The 17,287-nt window shown below is 54.2% G+C and carries 14 protein-coding genes; 12 read left to right on the top strand and 2 right to left on the bottom strand.

Going from position 1 to position 17,287, the window contains the following annotated elements:
• Positions 1–110 precede the first annotated feature (110 nt).
• A complete protein-coding gene (gene prfC, locus CWE12_RS11825; RefSeq protein WP_126789907.1) occupies positions 111–1,706 on the top strand; it encodes a peptide chain release factor 3 in 1,596 nt (531 codons plus the stop codon).
• A gap of 39 nt (positions 1,707–1,745) precedes the next feature.
• Here the strand turns inward: prfC and serB are convergent, their stop codons facing one another.
• Positions 1,746–2,423, bottom strand: a complete 678-nt coding sequence (serB, locus tag CWE12_RS11820) for a phosphoserine phosphatase SerB (protein WP_241984202.1) — start codon at positions 2,421–2,423, stop codon at positions 1,746–1,748.
• A gap of 183 nt (positions 2,424–2,606) precedes the next feature.
• On the opposite strand from serB, the gene CWE12_RS11815 reads away from it, so the two are divergent.
• Both CWE12_RS11815 and CWE12_RS11810 read left to right on the top strand, forming a co-directional pair.
• Entirely contained in the window at positions 2,607–3,212 is a 606-nt protein-coding gene (locus tag CWE12_RS11815) for an AhpA/YtjB family protein (RefSeq protein WP_157981972.1), read from the top strand.
• Between the two features lie 4 nt (positions 3,213–3,216).
• The gene (locus tag CWE12_RS11810; RefSeq protein WP_126789905.1) at positions 3,217–3,981 is read left to right on the top strand and encodes a TatD family hydrolase; all 765 of its coding nucleotides are present in this window, start codon (positions 3,217–3,219) and stop codon (positions 3,979–3,981) included.
• Between the two features lie 21 nt (positions 3,982–4,002).
• Here CWE12_RS11810 and radA read toward each other — a convergent pair whose 3' ends face one another.
• Positions 4,003–5,376: a DNA repair protein RadA gene (radA, locus tag CWE12_RS11805; protein WP_126789904.1), complete on the bottom strand. Its 1,374-nt coding sequence runs from the start codon at positions 5,374–5,376 to the stop codon at positions 4,003–4,005.
• 149 nt (positions 5,377–5,525) lie between these two features.
• On the opposite strand from radA, the gene CWE12_RS11800 reads away from it, so the two are divergent.
• From CWE12_RS11800 to ribD, 9 genes are all read left to right on the top strand, one after another.
• Entirely contained in the window at positions 5,526–8,078 is a 2,553-nt protein-coding gene (locus CWE12_RS11800; RefSeq protein ID WP_126789903.1) for a PilZ domain-containing protein, read from the top strand.
• On the top strand, positions 8,056–8,829 hold the full coding sequence (locus CWE12_RS11795) for an ABC transporter substrate-binding protein (protein WP_126789902.1): 774 nt from the start codon (positions 8,056–8,058) through the stop codon (positions 8,827–8,829). The genes CWE12_RS11800 and CWE12_RS11795 overlap by 23 nt, the downstream gene beginning before the upstream one ends.
• The gene (locus CWE12_RS11790) at positions 8,826–9,851 is read left to right on the top strand and encodes a FecCD family ABC transporter permease (protein WP_198675748.1); all 1,026 of its coding nucleotides are present in this window, start codon (positions 8,826–8,828) and stop codon (positions 9,849–9,851) included. Before CWE12_RS11795 ends, CWE12_RS11790 begins: the two co-directional genes overlap by 4 nt.
• Positions 9,848–10,609 (top strand): ABC transporter ATP-binding protein, encoded by a 762-nt coding sequence (locus CWE12_RS11785; protein ID WP_126789901.1) that lies wholly within the window; start codon positions 9,848–9,850, stop codon positions 10,607–10,609. Before CWE12_RS11790 ends, CWE12_RS11785 begins: the two co-directional genes overlap by 4 nt.
• A gap of 97 nt (positions 10,610–10,706) precedes the next feature.
• Positions 10,707–12,371 (top strand): energy-dependent translational throttle protein EttA, encoded by a 1,665-nt coding sequence (gene ettA / locus CWE12_RS11780; RefSeq protein WP_126789900.1) that lies wholly within the window; start codon positions 10,707–10,709, stop codon positions 12,369–12,371.
• Between the two features lie 11 nt (positions 12,372–12,382).
• Positions 12,383–14,185, top strand: a complete 1,803-nt coding sequence (locus tag CWE12_RS11775; protein ID WP_126789899.1) for a TonB-dependent receptor plug domain-containing protein — start codon at positions 12,383–12,385, stop codon at positions 14,183–14,185.
• An 81-nt stretch (positions 14,186–14,266) separates the two neighbouring features.
• Positions 14,267–15,523: a serine hydroxymethyltransferase gene (glyA, locus tag CWE12_RS11770; RefSeq protein WP_126789898.1), complete on the top strand. Its 1,257-nt coding sequence runs from the start codon at positions 14,267–14,269 to the stop codon at positions 15,521–15,523.
• Positions 15,524–15,607: 84 nt separating this feature from the next.
• A complete protein-coding gene (gene nrdR / locus CWE12_RS11765; protein WP_126789897.1) occupies positions 15,608–16,057 on the top strand; it encodes a transcriptional regulator NrdR in 450 nt (149 codons plus the stop codon).
• Positions 16,050–17,237, top strand: coding sequence for a bifunctional diaminohydroxyphosphoribosylaminopyrimidine deaminase/5-amino-6-(5-phosphoribosylamino)uracil reductase RibD (gene ribD / locus CWE12_RS11760; RefSeq protein ID WP_198675747.1), 1,188 nt, complete (start codon positions 16,050–16,052; stop codon positions 17,235–17,237). Before nrdR ends, ribD begins: the two co-directional genes overlap by 8 nt.
• The last annotated feature ends 50 nt before the right edge of the window (positions 17,238–17,287 follow it).

Here is a 17,287-nt window from a genome sequence, read left to right as displayed (position 1 = left end):
TCGATGTAGCGCAGGGATTCAATATTCAGGCCCCGTGCTCGTTTCATGAAGCGGCGGGATGGTGTAGAATTCGTGCCTATAATTGGGTAACTAGTAAATAGAGTGAGTGCATGTCTGAGTTGGCGAAGGAAGTGGCTGCTGAAGTAGCTAAACGGCGTACTTTTGCGATTATTTCGCACCCTGATGCGGGTAAAACCACGATCACCGAGAAAGTACTTTTGCATGGCCAGAAGCTGCAAAAGGCGGGTACCGTTAAAGGTAAAAAATCGGGACAACACGCCAAGTCAGACTGGATGGAGATGGAGAAGGAACGGGGTATCTCAGTGACCACCTCGGTGATGCAGTTTCCCTATCATGACGAGCTGGTCAACTTGTTAGACACGCCGGGCCATGAAGATTTCTCTGAAGATACCTACCGTACACTCACTGCGGTCGATTCCTGCCTGATGGTAATTGACAGTGCTAAAGGTGTAGAGACCAGAACCATCAAACTGATGGACGTTACACGGCTGCGCGACACGCCGATTCTGACCTTTATGAACAAGGTGGATCGGGATACACGCGACCCGTTTGAACTGCTGGATGAAGTAGAGAATGTTCTGAAAATCATGTGTGCGCCGATTACCTGGCCGATTGGGTCAGGGAAAAACTTTAAAGGCGTTTACCACCTGATCCGCGACGAAACCATTTTCTATAAGAGCGGCCAGGGTCATCGTATTCAGGAAGTCGATATCATTAAAGGGCTGGATAATCCTGAGCTGGATAAGCGCATTGGAGTGTGGGCCGAAGAGTTGCGTGAACAGATTGATCTGGTTCGCGGTGCCTCGAATGAGTTCGATCAGGAAATGTTCATGGCAGGTGAGTTAACCCCGGTGTTTTTCGGTACCGCGTTGGGCAACTTTGGTGTCGACCATATGCTGGATGGCCTGGTTGATTGGGCGCCGACCCCGCTGGGCCGGGAAACGGATAAAGCACAGACGGTGTCTGCGGATTCGCCCGATTTTTCCGGGTTCGTGTTTAAAATCCAGGCCAATATGGACCCGAAACACCGTGACCGCGTTGCGTTCATGCGCATTGTCTCGGGCAAATACGAAAAGGGCATGAAAATGAAGCACGTACGTCTTGGTAAAGATGTACGTATTGCGGATGCGCTGACCTTTCTCGCCGGTGACCGGGCCCACGTGGACGAAGCTTTTCCCGGTGATATTATCGGTTTGCATAACCACGGCACGATCCAGATTGGCGATACCTTCACTGCTGGCGATGACTTTAAATTTGCTGGCATTCCAAACTTCGCGCCGGAACTTTTCCGTCGTATCCGGTTAAAAGATCCACTCAAACAGAAGCAGTTATTAAAAGGGCTGGTGCAGTTGTCAGAAGAAGGCGCAGTGCAGGTTTTTCGTCCGTTAATCAGCAACGACTTGATTGTTGGTGCGGTCGGGGTACTGCAGTTTGACGTTGTGGTACATCGCCTTAAATCTGAATACAACGTCGATGCCATTTACGAGAATATTCAGGTAGCGACCGCACGCTGGGTGTATTCGAACGATTCGAAGAAGCTTGATGAGTTCCGTCGCAAAGCCGAGCATAACCTGGCGTTGGATGGGGGCGACAATCTGACCTATATCGCACCCACCATGGCCAACCTGAGCTTAACTCAGGAACGCTATCCGGATATTGAATTTGAGCATACGCGCGAGCACTGATCTGCTGCGCGCGATATGTTCTCTGAGTGGCCGTGCAGGCTAACGTAAGAGGGTGAGGATGCGCGACAGATCTTTCTCGTCGAGGCAGTAATCGGCAACGTCGCGCAGTATTGGTTTGGCCATAAACGCGATGCCAAAACCGGCGGCCTGTAACATGGGCAGGTCGTTCGCGCCGTCGCCGACCGCAAGCACCTGCGAACGCGGTAAGCCATATTGATTCGTCAATTGTACCAGGGTGTCCGCTTTTACCTCTGCATCGACGATCCGGCCACCGAGCGTACCCGTGAGGCAGTCGTTGTCATCAATCTCCAGGTAGTTGCTGACCACCACGTCAAAATTAAAGCGTCGCGCCAGTTCATCCGCAAACCAGGTAAAGCCACCGGACACCAGCACCGTGCGCCAGCGTCGTTCACGTAGTGTCGTTAATAACTCCGCTACCCCCGGCATCACCGGCAGCTCGTCGCGAATGGTATCGAGGACTTCAAGGTGGACTCCTTTAAGCGCGGCCACGCGTTCAGTTAAACTTGCCACAAAATCAATTTCACCGCGCATCGCGCGTTCAGTAATAGCCGCTACCTTTTCACCGCAGCCTGCTGCCGCCGCGATTGCATCAATGCATTCCATGTCAATTAAGGTGGAGTCCATATCGAACACAGCCATGCCGCGTTCGGCCAATATGGGGGCTGGCCGGGGGCGGCCTGCTGCTTGAGTACTCACGACGAATCCTTATTTTTGTTGTGTCTTGGCTCTCAGGGAACGGTCGCTTTATTAAAGCGCTAAGTACCAATTTTAGCAAAGAATAACGACGCTAAATGAACTACTTACGGGGTGGCGGGGTAAACCAGCTATCAATCTGTCAAAAGCTAGCGTGTCGGCACGCTTTATTATAGTATGACCAGCATGAAAGAGACCTTGATTGATTGGACCAAGCACTGGTTTGTGACCGGTGAACATCTATATCGACGCATTCTGCAGCTGCTGGTCGCCTTAGCGCTTATCCTTTGGATTGCGCTAACCTGGTTTGGAGCTGAGCAACGCGGCGAGGATGTGCGTATCCTGCATACCGAACAATTGGCGCGAGTGATTCTTGCTCAGGCTTCGCATGAAGCCCGGGTCTGGATTTCGGACGACAATGTGGATGCGCTGCAGGGCTTGGCTGAACATTTGCGGCGTCAGGAGGCTATTCTTGAAGTGTCGATCCAGGATGCGCAGGGTCAATCATTGATCCGGGCGGGTCACGACCTGCCCGTGCAGACTTTTCTCAACAGCCTGCCAGCCCCAATGTGGGCGGTGCCCATGGTGCAACCAATTGAAGAAGAAGGCGATGCAATTGGCTTTATGCGCATTACCTTTGACTACAATCGGATCATGTCTGACTCACGCATTTATCAGCGCGACTATCAGCAAAAGACCGGCTTCATGCTTTTCCTCGCTGTGGTTGCCGGTATGCTGTTTGCCGCCGCGCTGCTAAAACGACGTCCCCGTCAGGTTCCGCCTGTAGAGTAGTCCCATGGCTGCACTAATAGACACCCATTGCCATTTAAACTTCACTGAATTTGATGATGACCGCGCGGAGATGCTGATGCGCGCGCATCAGGTTGGGGTGACGCATCTGGTGGTGCCCGGCGTTAGCAAAGCTAGCTGGGCTCAACAACGCAATTTCGCGAGACACTATCAGAACTGGCACAACGCCTTTGGTTTGCACCCTTACTTTATTGCAGAACACCAGCAGTCAGACCTTGAGCAGCTTAGCATCGAGCTTGGTAAAGGGGGGGCGGTGGCAGTCGGTGAGATAGGTCTGGATGCCACCTGTGAGGCAATGGATAAACAACGGCAGTTATTGCAGGCGCAACTGCAAATAGCCGTGGAGTTTGACTTGCCAGTTATTTTGCATCACCGCAAAACCCTTGATGAAATTTTAAAAATGGTACGTGACAGCGGTCTTACCCGAGGGGTGGTACACGCATTCAGTGGCAGCCAGCAACAGGCTGAGGCGTGGGTTGAGCAGGGCTTCTCGCTTGGGGTCGGCGGCGTCATTACCTATACCCGCGCCCGCAAGACCCGTGCGGCTATCGGCGCGTTGCCATTACATGCTTTACTGCTGGAAACGGACAGTCCGGATATGCCGACCTGTGGCAAACAAGGGCAGCGCAACGAACCGGCTTATATCACCCGGGTATTTGATGCATTGTGCAGCCTTCGCTCTGAGCCCCCTGAGGTCTTGCGCGAGGCGCTATGGCAGAACTCACGCCGGCTGTTTAACCTCAATTGCTAAAGGTCTGCCCTCATCGCTGAATCAGATTTGCTCTAACGCGTCAGCCACCGTTTTCACGGTGATGATCTGCATGCCTGCCGGAGGCTGTTTAGGCGCGTTGGCAACCGGAACAATCGCTCGTTTAAAGCCGTGTTTTGCAGCTTCATTTAAACGTTCACTGCCATTGGTAACCGGGCGTATTTCACCTGCCAGACCGACTTCGCCAAACACAATCAGATCACGCGGCAGTTCTCTGTTCTTAAAACTGGATACAATGGCCAGCAATAACGCCAGATCAGAGCCAGTTTCGGCCACACGAACACCACCCACCACGTTCACGAATACGTCCTGATCACCCAGGGCGAGGCCACCATGGCGATGGAGCACTGCCAGTAACAGGGCCAGCCGATTTTGCTCGGTGCCGACCGCGACCCGGCGAGGATTGGCCAACTGTGAATGGTCCACCAGCGCCTGAATTTCCACCAGCAGTGGTCGCGTTCCTTCCCAGATCACCATGACCACGGAGCCGCTACCATGTTCATCGGCCCGTGAGAGGAAAATAGCGGAGGGGTTTTTGACTTCTTTCAGCCCAGCGCCGGTCATCGCAAACACACCCAGTTCGTTGACTGCCCCAAAGCGGTTTTTGGTGCCGCGTAAGGTGCGGTAACGCGAGTCGCCATCACCATCGAGGATGATTGAGCAGTCAATGCAGTGCTCAAGGACTTTTGGACCTGCCAGCGAACCGTCTTTGGTCACGTGCCCGACCATAATAATGGCCACGTTATTTTGTTTGGCGTAACGGGTCAGGTAAGCAGCTGTTTCGCGCACCTGCGAGACACTGCCGGGCGCCGACTGGATATCGCTCAGGTGCATGACCTGGATCGAGTCGATAACCATGACCGCTGGTTTTTCCTGATCAGCCAACTGACAGATGGTTTCAATCGATGTTTCTGCCAGCATGCGCAATTTGTTGGTCGGTAATTGCAGGCGCTGGGCGCGCATGGCAACCTGTTGCAAGGATTCCTCGCCGGTTACATACAACGCGTTCATTCGCTCGCCAAGGAGGCACATGGTCTGTAATAACAAGGTGCTTTTACCGGCACCGGGGGACCCACCAATCAGAATGGCCGAGCCTGGCACGACGCCACCACCCAACACCCGGTCCAGTTCAGCAAAACCAGAACTGAATCGTGGGACCTGCTGCAAGTCCACTTCACTGAGGGTTTGCACCTTAGCGTCGACCAGACCTGTAAAACCGGCTCTTCCGGCCGGGGTGCGCGTGCTCTGAGCGGCCCCCAGGCGGACTTCGGAAATGGTATTCCAGGCTTTGCATTCACTGCACTGTCCCATCCAGCGGGGATAGTCAGCGCCACAGTCGGTGCATATGTAAGCGGTTTTTTGTTTACTCTTGGCCATGCGGGTTGAGGTACCTTATAACTAGCGACGAATTGGCAATTAGTGTCAGATCTGCGTTAAAGTATCGACATTCCACGCAAGTCTTTTCATAATGGCGACAATACTTCCCGTGATAACAAATCAAAAGAGACACGCAGGATAGCGCAAAAATGGATACTGTTGCCAAGCAACAATTAATCGAACAACTCAAACCGGTTGTCAACGAACCGGAGTTTGACTCGATCTTTTCAGCCCTAACCACTGACCTGTCAGGCCCTGAGCGCTTCAAGCTGAAGGCCGAATTACGTCGGCTTGCGCGGCCGTGTCGCAAAGCAATTGATCTGCGTAAGCGTGTTGATGGCCACTGCCGCCCTTATAAACACAAGGGGTTCGTCCATTATATGGACGATGTCGCAATTAGTATCTTTGAATCCGGTTTATCCCATTACCGCGGTGTCTACACCGAAGATACCTATGAGCAGGTCCATAACGCTGAGAATAATTTCCGCATTATCGCAAAACGGGAGCGAGCACGAGCGCTCGCGGCGGCTAAACGACGCGCCATCGCGGAGGAAACCCCGCTAATTCCAGGTGAAGCCTCAGCCGGTGAAAAAACCACTGCAGAAGTCACCGTGGCGGTTGATAAAGCGCTGGAAGCGCCTTACTTTACTTTTGGTACCTACCATCACCGTAAAGAAGAACGGATGAACTTCGCCGTTCAGGTGATGATAAAAACCGGCTTAGGCGATGATATTGAAGCCATTACCACCAATATTTCAGTCAGTGGTATGCAAATCAAAATCACCCCCGAGTTAGATGTCACCGAAGGCAGTACCTTAGGCGTTCGCTTTACCGGCTTAGCGCAGGAATTTACCTTCGACCCTAATTTTGTGGTGCCCTATCAGGTGGTCGGGATCGAGAGCCGCAAAGACTTCCTTTACCTGCGTCTGGTTCGTGATGTCGATTTTGAATCCAAAGAATTTGACGAGTTTTTGGTACGCTTTATTAACGGCTATAAACGGCGCTACAAAGTCAACGTCGACAATACCTATAGTGCAGTGGTCGCGAAAGGACATGAGCAGTTCTATTTTCCGCGAATGAGTGGCGTGCCGCTTTATTTCCGTCGCCAGGAAAACCGCATGTTCAGTGCCATGGCGCTCGAAACTGAGAACAATGCAGGAGTGCTGGATGACTGGTTAAATGAAGAGAATAAGAACCAGTTGCCGGGCTTGTTTACCGGCAAGCGACTAAGTCATTTTCTACGTCACCTTAAAGACCACCCGGGCACTTATGCGCACACGGTTTTTTATACCTTCCAGATGCTACGCCAGGGGAACGTGTATTTTTACGCGGCAACTGACTTTGAACTGAACCAGAACGAGAAGTTAAAACGAATTTTTCTTGCCTACGCAAGCCGCACCAATAGCTTTAAAGTCTACAGTTTCAGTTTTGCCCGTCTCGACCTGGGTAAGGCATGGTCACCGGTGACCTTACCGCAGGAAATTCTGCAACGGGAGAAGCATCTGCAGCGCCCGCCAGCGCCGGATGTGATGCGTCAGATTAATGGCCTCACCCATGTCGGCCTGCTCAATGACATTACCCCTGACCCGGCACGTTACGAACATTACCATTGCAAGAAAGAAGAACTAGTTGGGCTGAAAAGCTTTGTCGTTTCAAGAAAGGTTCCACTGGAACTGCAGCGGGTTGCCTACAGCTTTGTCAATTTTAGATCGGAAAGTCGCTTTGGCTATCGTACCCGCGTTCGCGTGCGTGGTGGCGAGCGGACCCTGTTAGGCACAACGCGCGATATTTCGACCATGGGCATGCAGGTCGATGTTGAGGAAGCGCTGGACGTGAAAGCCGGTGACTACGTTGAAATTGATATGATCCAGCTGGCGAAACGGGCACAGGGTTTTAATTTAGGCCATTTGCGTTATGAGGTAATGCATCTGGCTAAAGATAAAACCACGTTGCACCTGCGCGCGGATGTAAAAAGCGAAACCCATGATGGTCGTGAATACATCAAAGAGATGATTAAGAATAATCAGGATGAAGTGCTGAATACCCGCCAGTCGGGAAGTCTGCATGGCTTGCAGCTGTGCTTGCGCAATTTGTATAGCCACGCCCTGATGACGCTGCCAATTTATCTGCACCGGGAAAGCAAGGGCGAATTTGGTATTGATATGCTGGGTGTGACGCCGTTGCGCCAGCCTATGAAAGAGCTTTCGCTGGGTTTAGCGCAAGGACCAGAGCAGGCCAGCCTGCGCCCGTTCCTGGATAAAGAGCAAATGGGCAGCCAGTTGAAAATGCGCTGGAATAAACTGGAACAGAACTCGCGCCCACAATTGCTGGAAATGTATGTGTTTCTTCGTTACCGGCGCGGCGTGGTGCAGGTTGAGCGGCGCTATAAGTCGCAGTTTAAGTCGGCAGAAATCGAAAAAGCCTTCATTGAAAATGCCCTCGCCAGTGGCAGTCTGATGTTACTGCGGATGGAGATCAATCGCACCGGCAAACCGGATATTGCGTTTATTTCCAAAGAGTTTAAGTACATCAACTTATACGCTGCGCATAAGGCTCAACAGCTCGAGAAAGACCTTTGGAGTGTGGTTGGCCTGGTCGATGTGATTGACTGTACGACTGAGCTAATGAACCGTCTTCCTTTAAGCAAACAACAGCGTGACGAACAGGCGCAACGTCTGGATGACTTCCTCGCCCAACTCTAGTCGCCTGAAGACGCGGAGCGCGGGGCTTTGCCTGGGCGTTTTCTTTATCCTGCTGCAGACAGCAACGGCTCATGCGGGCCAGCGAATTGTGTCGCTCAATATGTGCTTTGACCAGCTGCTTGAAGACACGGTGCCGGACGCCGCTGAGCATGTACTGCGAACCGATCAGCATGCCGGCAATCTGGAACGGATTCTGCGCTGGCAGCCTGATCTGGTGCTGGCGAATCCGTTTAGCAATCCCTTTCTGTTAGACGCATTGCGTCGACATTCGGTGACAGTTACTACACTTCCCGAACCCGACAGTTGGTCGCAGCTGGTCGAGTTTTATCAACGCTATTCTGAGGCGACAGGCTATGCTCAGCACATTGACGTAACGATGGAATGGGCGCAGCCTCTGTTTCTACCTGAAGCCGAGCGTAAACGGGTGTTGCTGTTGCAAGCCAACCATTACAGCTTTGCCGCCGACACCTTGTGGGACCAATTGCTTACCCGGCTTGGGGCGGTAAACGCAGCGCCCGGATCCGGGCTGGTGACATTGCTACCGGAACAGATAGTGCGGCTGGATCCGGATTACCTGGTGGTGGTACAGGGCGAGGGGTTTGCCCTGGCGTCGAGAAATCTGTTGCATGGTGCGCTAACCCCTTTGCTGACAGAGCCTCAGTTAACCTTACCCGCTGAGTTATTCGGCTGTATGGCGCAGCAACTGCCTGCGGTCGTCGAAGCATTGCGTACTCAGGTTGATGCACTATGAGCAGCACACCACGGATGCGCGCAGTTTATTTTGTTCCATTGGCAACATTGCTCTACCTGCTGATTGTCTCAGTGGCATTGAACACGGGCCCGGTCCCGATCGATTCGTTGTCACTTTTGCTGATGTCGATGCGCGGCGAAGCGCTCGATGCGACCGCGCAATTAGACTGGCATATTTTGCGTGATATTCGCTTACCGCGGGTGTTGCTGGCGTCCCTGGTGGGCGCGGCCTTAGCGATGGCCGGTGCAGCGATGCAGGCTTTGCTGCGCAACCCCCTGGCTGAGCCTGGTATCGTCGGGGTCTCATCCGGGGCCGCGCTGGCTGCTGTATTAGTACTCTATTTTGGTCTGGTGAGCTGGCATTCGGCGTTATTGCCGCTCAGTGCAGTGCTTGGCAGCTGTGTTGCACTCCTGCTGGTACTTAGTCTGGCCGGACGCTCTCCTGCAGTGACAACTCTGATTCTGGCCGGGGTTGCGGTGTCTGCGATGCTGGGTGGGGGCATCGCGCTGGCGCTCAACTTTGCCCCCAACCCTTTTGCGCTGCAGGAAATCAGCTTCTGGCTGATGGGGTCGGTGGCACATCGTGATCTGGCCCAGGTCGGGATGGTGTTGCCGTTTATGTTAACGGGCGCACTGTTACTTGTTATTAGTGGTCGATTTTTACGCGCGCTGACCCTTGGTGAAACCACGGCAGCATCAATGGGTTATCATTTGACCAAGCAGCGCGCGCTGGTATTACTGGGCGTGGCCTTGTTAACCGGGGCGGCGGTCGCTGTGGCTGGTGTGGTTGGCTTTGTCGGCTTAATGGTACCGCATATGGTCCGTTTTATCGGCGGGGAAGATCCACGCCGAGTGCTGTGGTGGTCAGCCTGGTTAGGAGCTGCCATGCTGCTATTGGTTGATGTACTGGTGCAGGTAGTAAGCCCGGCCACCGAACTCAAACTTGGGGTGCTCATGAGCCTGATTGGCGGCCCTTTCTTTTTGCTCTTATTAACCACTCAGCGTCGCTGGCGAAGCCTATGAAGCTTGTTTGTAACGGCCTTAGTACGGGGTATCGGCGCCATGCCGAGCTGTTAAAAGACGTCGATATTAACTTCCACAGCGGCGTTCTGTACGCCCTGATGGGGGAAAACGGCGCGGGTAAAAGCTGCTTACTGAAAACTGTGGCTGGCTTACTCAGGCCATTGGCAGGTGAGGTCCATTTGCAGCACGCAAATGACGCAGCAGCTGACGCCACGACGCTATTAGCATCGCTGCATCGGCAGCGGCCAATGCGCGAGCGCGCCCGCTGGCAGGGATACCTCGAACAGCAGGCGCGGCCTTTCTGGTCATTACCGGTGCGCGATATTGTTGCCCTGGGGGCCGATGCCCGGCGTGACTGGTCACCAGAGGAAGCTGAAAACGCCATCGAGCTGGCGCTGCGACAGTGCCAGTGTCAGTCTATTGCAGAGCGGCCTGTTTTAGAGTTATCGGCGGGCGAGCAACAACGCGTGCTGCTGGCCCGGGTACTGGCAGCGACACCTCGGGTGTTATTGGTCGATGAGCCAACTGCCGGGCTTGACCCTCGCCATCAGCAATCGGTGATGCAGTTATTAAAAGCTCAGGCAGAGCAGGGGGCACTGGTGATAGCTGTGATGCATGACATAGCCCTGGCCCGCCAGTTTTGTGACCAGGTGGTTTTACTCGGGCGTGAGCCGTCGGCGCATGTAGTCAGCGTCGGCAAACCGGACCAGGTGTTGCAGCCTGAGACCTTGTACAAGGTGTTCGGTATTAGAGGATAATCTGCTAGAATCCGCCGCTTACAATCATTGAATTCATTGCTACTGGATCCACTCAGTGCTGGGCACCGGGTGGTACAAGATGAGGACCAGCCACATTATGGCGCAATATATTTACAGCATGCTGCGAGTCAGCAAAGTGGTACCGCCTAAGCGTACTATTTTAAAAGACATTTCATTGAGCTTTTTTCCTGGCGCAAAGATTGGTGTGCTGGGTCTGAACGGTTCCGGTAAATCGACCCTGCTACGTATTATGGCCGGCGTTGACACTGAGTTTGAAGGGGAAGCACGGGCGTTGAGCGGAACCAAGATTGGTTACCTGCCGCAGGAACCAGTACTGGATGAGAATAAAACCGTTCGCGAAACCGTTGAAGAAGCTTTGGCGGATGTTAAAGATGCGTTGAGCAGGCTGGATGAGATCTATGCAGCCTACGCTGAAGAAGGCGCTGACTTCGATGCCTTGTCAAAAGAGCAGGGGCAGCTGGAAGCCTTGTTGCAGGCAAAAGACGGCCATAACCTGGACCATGCCCTGGAAAAAGCAGCCGATGCGCTTCGTCTGCCGCCATGGGATGCAAAGATAAAAGTTCTGTCTGGTGGTGAGCGACGTCGGGTCGCTATTTGTCGTCTGTTGTTAGATAAGCCAGATATGTTGTTACTCGATGAGCCGACCAACCACCTTGATGCTGAATCGGTGGCATGGCTTGAGCGTTTCCTGCATGACTACGAAGGTACCGTGGTAGCTATTACCCACGATCGCTATTTCCTTGATAACGTGGCGGGTTGGATCCTTGAGCTTGACCGTGGTTATGGTATTCCGTGGGAAGGCAATTACTCAAGCTGGCTGGAACAGAAAGAGACCCGCTTACAACAGGAAGAGAAGAGCGAAAGCGCACGTCAGAAATCCATTAAGCGCGAGCTGGAGTGGGTTCGGCAGAATCCAAAAGGCCGCGGCAGCAAGTCTAAAGCGCGGATGTCTCGTTTTGAAGAGCTGCAAAGTGGTGACTACCAGCGCCGCAACGAAACCAACGAACTCTACATTCCACCTGGCCCGCGTTTGGGCGACAAAGTGCTTGAAGTGACTAACCTGCGCAAGTCGTTTGGAGATCGCGTGCTGATTGATGACCTGACCTTTAGCATGCCGAAGGGCGCTATTGTTGGCATCATCGGCCCGAACGGGGCCGGTAAGTCGACCCTGTTTAAGATGATCTCAGGCGCCGATCAGCCGGATTCCGGCCACATTGAAGTGGGTGAAACCGTTAAGCTGGCCAGCGTGGATCAGTTCCGCGACAGCATGGATGACAAGAAAACCGTGTGGGAAGAAATCTCCGAAGGGATGGATATTCTTTCTATCGGTGGCTATGAAGTCCCCAGTCGGGCCTATTGTGGGCGTTTCAACTTTAAAGGCAACGACCAGCAAAAACGTATTGGCGAGTTGTCCGGTGGTGAACGTAACCGCGTCCACCTGGCGAAATTACTTAAAGCTGGCGGCAACTTATTGTTACTCGATGAGCCCACCAATGACCTTGACGTCGAAACCCTGCGTGCGCTTGAAAACGCGCTGCTGGAATTCCCCGGTGCCGCCATGGTGATCTCGCATGACCGTTGGTTCCTTGACCGTATCGCGACCCATATTCTGGACTACCGTGATGAAGGTCAGGTTAACTTCTACGAAGGTAACTACACCGACTACGAAGCTTACATGAAGGACAAGCTCGGCGCCGATGCAATGGAACCTCACCGCATCAAATACAAGCCAATCACCTAAATGAGGTTGTGATGTGGGCGATGCTGCTGGCGCTTGCGGCGGCGGATATTGAGCGAATCGAGGTCCACGGGCGGGCGGCGCAGCATGATGCTGTGGTGCTGAATGTGGCATCCGGGTATCGCTCCGGTGAGACGATGGCGGATATACTGCGCCATGCGCCTGGTTTGCAGGTTCGCCAAACCGGGGGCCCCGGCGGGGCTCTTAGTTTATCGATGCAGGGTAGTGGTAGTAGCCAGGTGCTGGTATTGCTCGACGGAGTGCCGTTAACCAGCACCACCCTGGGCACCCCATTGCTGCAGTTTCTCGACCCTGCCGAGGTGGCGTCGGTGGAAGTCATATCGGGCGCGGCGGCTGCCGCTTATGGCAGTGGCGCGATGAGCGGGGTGGTTCATATCCGTACCCGCGCGGATGGTGACAACGTTATCGCAGCAAGTCAGCTCAGGGGCGACGGCGACACCGCCGGTGGTCACGGGTATCTGCGTCTGTCACAGCAACTGGGGCGCAGTCAGTTCGCGGTCAGCGCCGCGTTGCGTGACGAGCGTTACGCTCTGCAGCGGCGCAGTCCGCCGCTTGTAGGGGCGTCATCGGAGCGGAGCACGGTAGCCGGCTACCAGGCTGGGACTTATAGCATTAACTTTGAGCGTTTGCTGAACAGTGGCAATGCGTTACGTGTTCGCCACCAGCGCCAGTATACAGACGCGGACTATCAGCAGGACTGCGTCGATGCAGTCACCTTTGCCCCGCTCAGATGCCAGCCGTGGCTCGACAACGAGCAGTCATTGACCCAGGTTGAGCATGTTCGTGAGCAGGGCAACCGTCAACGACGTTTGAGCCTGTCACACTTCACTGATCAAGCAATCAGCAGCGATCACCTAAGCTCAGCTGCAAGCTGGTCCGGTGCGGGCGATCTCTTCTCCACTAAACGCTGGCGCGCGGCCTATCTGACTGAGTTACAAACCACGGCTGGAAGTACCATCAGCAGAGGGTTTGAATGGCAGCGCGAGCGGGCGCAGAGCAATGTGGTGGACTACCAGCGCAGCCAACGTTCCCGGCTGGCACTGTTTAGCCAATGGCAAAGTAGTCAAGGCTCTGGTTTTGCCTGGCGAGTTGAACGAATGGGGTCAGGGAGCTGGGTGGTAACTGCTCAGGCAAAGGTCAAGGCCCAGCTTACCCAGCATTGGAGCGGTGCCGTTGCGCTGGCGAACGGCTACCGCGAACCAGGGTTTAATGACCTCTACTGGCCAGGTGCCGGGAATCCTGATTTAGCGCGTGAAAAGAGCCAGTCCGTTCAGGTCACCCTGAAAACCAGGGTAAAGCAAGGCGTTCAGTTTCGCTTACAACCCTTTTATCAACGCTGGCGCCGTTTAATTGCCTGGGCGCCGGGGGACAACGGATTATGGGCGCCACAGAACATTGACCGGGCCAGCAGCCGCGGCGTAACCGCGGCGGGTGACTGGCAACTGAGTGAGTCGGTGTCGCTGCACGGGCATTTAACCTGGCAGCGGGCACGTGACGATGACAGCAACCAGCGATTAGCCTACCGCGCAGGTCACCATGCTCAGCTTCGCCTTACTCAGCAAGGGCAGCGACTGCGCTGGTCGCTCAGCGGGCATGGCCGGAACCGCTTGTATACCAGCGAGGGGGAGGCCTTGCCGGGATACCTGAGCCTGGACGCCGAACTGGCCTGGCTGCTGAGACCGGGTGCTGAGCTTAGCCTGCACGCGAGTAACCTGGGCAACCAGCGTTATGCGGAACGACGCGACTGGTTTGAACCCGGTCGCCAGCTGCGTTTAGGTTTTACCTGGCGCTATTAACCGCTATAATGCTCGCCTGTTCATTTAGCTTACGCGGTTTCGCCTAAGGCGTAGCCGCTTCCAATGCAGCCAGGAGTAACCATGTTAAGCCGTGATTTGAATATTGCTGATTTTGATGCCGAGTTATGGGACGCCATGCAGGCTGAGGAAAAACGTCAGGAAGAGCATATCGAACTGATTGCCTCAGAAAACTATACCAGCCCTCGTGTGCTTGAAGCCCAAGGCTCTCAGCTAACCAACAAATATGCGGAAGGGTATCCGGGCAAACGCTATTATGGCGGCTGTGAATTTGTTGATATCGCTGAAAACCTGGCGATTGAACGTGCGAAAGAGCTGTTTGGCGCAACCTATGCCAACGTGCAGCCGCATGCGGGGTCGCAGGCAAATGCCGCCGCCTTCATGGCATTGTTGAATGCAGGCGATACCGTGTTAGGCATGAGCCTGGATCACGGCGGGCACCTGACGCACGGGTCGCATGTAAACTTCTCCGGTAAAACCTACAATGCTGTTCAGTACGGGCTGCATCCTGAGAGCGGTGATATTCATTACGAACAGGTTGCCGAGCTGGCGCGTGAGCACAAGCCAAAAATGATTATTGCTGGTTTCTCGGCTTTCTCAGGCGTGATCGACTGGCAGAAATTCCGCGATATCGCAGACGAAGTAGGTGCTTACCTGTTGGTTGACATGGCGCATGTGGCGGGTCTGGTAGCGGCTGGTCTGTATCCGAACCCGGTGCCTATTGCCGATGTAGTGACCACAACGACCCATAAAACGCTGGCTGGCCCACGTAGTGGTCTGATCCTGTCTGGCAAAGATGATCCGGATCTGCATAAAAAGCTTAACAGCTCAGTGTTCCCGGGGAATCAGGGCGGTCCGCTGATGCACGTGATTGCGGCTAAAGCGGTGGCGTTCAAAGAAGCATTGCAACCTGAATTCAAGGCCTACCAGCAGCAAGTACTGGATAACGCCAATGCGATGGTTGAAGTTCTCCAGCAGCGCGGCTATAAAATTGTTTCAGGTGGCACTAAGAACCACCTGTTCCTGGTTGATTTAATTGATAAAGATATCTCAGGTAAAGACGCTGATGCTGCGCTTGGACGCGCCTTCATTACCGTGAATAAAAACTCGGTGCCCAATGATCCGCGTTCACCCTTTGTTACATCAGGTCTGCGCCTGGGTACGCCAGCGATAACCCGTCGTGGTTTCAAGGTTGATGAGGCTAAGCAGGTAGCGAGCTGGATCTGTGATGTACTCGACAACCTGGGTGATGATTCGGTCGAAAACAACGTGCGCGAGCAGGTCAAAGCACTGTGCGCTAAGTTTCCGGTCTACGGTTAACTACCATCGGGCAGGCGTTGCCTGCCCGTCTTACATACAGGTTCTTACATACAGGTTCTTACATACAGGTAATGAAAGCAGCAAATGCACTGTCCATTTTGTAACACGCAGGATACTAAAGTCATTGACTCCCGGTTAGTGGGCGACGGCATGTCGGTTCGCCGACGCCGCGAGTGCAATGCCTGCAAAGAGCGTTTCACGACCTTTGAAAGTGCTGAGCTTATCATGCCGCGGGTGATCAAAAGCGATGGTGCCCGCGAGCCATTTAACGAAGAAAAGCTGCGCAACGGGTTGCTCCGTTCGCTGGAAAAGCGTCCGGTTAGTCTGGAGGCAATGGAGCAACTGATCAGCCGCGTTAAGTCCGGTCTGCGCGCAACCGGTGAGCGCGAAATCAGCAGCAATGTGATTGGCAATCTGGTTATGGAGCAACTGAAAACGCTGGATAAAGTCGCCTATATTCGTTTTGCGTCTGTGTATCGCTCGTTTGAGGATATCCGTGAGTTTGGCGAGGAGATCGCCCGCCTCGATGACTGAGACCGCTGCTGAATTCTCACCCTTTGATTATTCCTGTATGCAGGAAGCGCTGCGGCTGGCCGCCGTTGGCCGCTTTACCACCTCGCCAAATCCCAATGTCGGCTGTGTTCTTGTTGCAGCAAAGAGCGCAACAGAACACAGTAACGAAAGCGTGAATGCCAATGAACACATACTGGGTCGTGGCTTTCATGCTCAGGCCGGCACGCCCCATGCGGAGGTTCATGCCCTGGCCCAAGCTGGCTCCAGAGCCGCCGGAAGCACAGCCTATGTCACCTTAGAACCCTGCAGTCACTACGGGCGCACACCGCCCTGTGCTGATGCCTTGATCAAAGCGGGAGTCGCGCGGGTTGTGGTCGCGATGGAAGATCCCTATCACCAGGTTGCCGGAAGTGGCATTCAGCGTTTACGTGAAGCGGGCATTGCTGTCGATGTAGGCCTGATGCAGGCTGAAGCACGCGAGTTGAATTTAGGCTTTATTAAGCGCGCAGAGCAGGGCTTGCCGTATGTGCGGGTCAAGCTGGCCGCCTCGGTAGACGGACGTACCGCGCTTAGTAACGGCCACAGCCAGTGGATCACCGGCGTGGCAGCACGGCAGGATGTACAACTGGGCCGGGCGTTAAGCTCGGCAGTGTTAACCGGCGCGGGAACCGTGCTGGCCGATGACCCGTTATTAAACGTGCGTCTGACCCGGGACGAGTATCCCACCGAGCTAAGCGACGATATAGACATACGTCAGCCGGTGCGGATTGTAGTCGACAACAGCGGCGCTATCGGAGACTCATTCAAGCTCTGGTCAGCAGCCAGTCCGGTCTGGCTGGCTCGCCCTCATGGCTTGCCAAAGACGCCTTTGCCAGTTCACGGCGAGGTGCTGAGTGTCGAAGGCGATACAAAAAGCAACGCGTCACGTATAGATCTAACGGCGCTTATGAAGACGCTTGCTCAACGCGATATAAATGACGTTTGGGTGGAAGCGGGTGCGCGATTGAGTGGTGCGTTACTGCAACAAGGCCTGGTGGATGAACTGATCGTCTACCAGGCTCCGAAATTAATGGGCCCGGATGCAAAGGGCCTGATAGACCTTCCTGAGTTTACCCGGATGACAGATTTGCCGGAATGGCAGTTTCACTCGGTGCAGCAGGTAGGCGAAGACATTAAGCTGGTGCTGCGCCCACGTAAGTGAGCGGCTTGGCAACCATAGCAACGGGCAGGCGACCTAGCCTGCCGACAAAC

The organism is Aliidiomarina sedimenti, from assembly GCF_003986955.1.
GTDB classification, from domain to species: Bacteria; Pseudomonadota; Gammaproteobacteria; order Enterobacterales; family Alteromonadaceae; genus Aliidiomarina; species Aliidiomarina sedimenti.
Note: the sequence above shows the minus strand (reverse complement) of the source record. Positions and strands in the feature narration are given on the sequence as shown.

Excerpts from the sequence above, each read along its gene's own strand:
- CWE12_RS11795 (WP_126789902.1), top strand. The coding sequence starts at position 8,056 with ATGACTTCCTCGCCCAACTCTAGTCGCCTGAAGACGCGGAGCGCGGGG.
- ribD (WP_198675747.1), top strand. The coding sequence starts at position 16,050 with ATGACTGAGACCGCTGCTGAATTCTCACCCTTTGATTATTCCTGTATG.
- CWE12_RS11810 (WP_126789905.1), top strand. The coding sequence starts at position 3,217 with ATGGCTGCACTAATAGACACCCATTGCCATTTAAACTTCACTGAATTT.
- ettA (WP_126789900.1), top strand. The coding sequence starts at position 10,707 with ATGGCGCAATATATTTACAGCATGCTGCGAGTCAGCAAAGTGGTACCG.
- glyA (WP_126789898.1), top strand. The coding sequence starts at position 14,267 with ATGTTAAGCCGTGATTTGAATATTGCTGATTTTGATGCCGAGTTATGG.
- CWE12_RS11815 (WP_157981972.1), top strand. The coding sequence starts at position 2,607 with ATGAAAGAGACCTTGATTGATTGGACCAAGCACTGGTTTGTGACCGGT.
- CWE12_RS11775 (WP_126789899.1), top strand. The coding sequence starts at position 12,383 with ATGTGGGCGATGCTGCTGGCGCTTGCGGCGGCGGATATTGAGCGAATC.
- CWE12_RS11785 (WP_126789901.1), top strand. The coding sequence starts at position 9,848 with ATGAAGCTTGTTTGTAACGGCCTTAGTACGGGGTATCGGCGCCATGCC.
- CWE12_RS11800 (WP_126789903.1), top strand. The coding sequence starts at position 5,526 with ATGGATACTGTTGCCAAGCAACAATTAATCGAACAACTCAAACCGGTT.
- CWE12_RS11790 (WP_198675748.1), top strand. The coding sequence starts at position 8,826 with ATGAGCAGCACACCACGGATGCGCGCAGTTTATTTTGTTCCATTGGCA.
- prfC (WP_126789907.1), top strand. The coding sequence starts at position 111 with ATGTCTGAGTTGGCGAAGGAAGTGGCTGCTGAAGTAGCTAAACGGCGT.
- nrdR (WP_126789897.1), top strand. The coding sequence starts at position 15,608 with ATGCACTGTCCATTTTGTAACACGCAGGATACTAAAGTCATTGACTCC.
- radA (WP_126789904.1), bottom strand. The coding sequence starts at position 5,376 with ATGGCCAAGAGTAAACAAAAAACCGCTTACATATGCACCGACTGTGGC.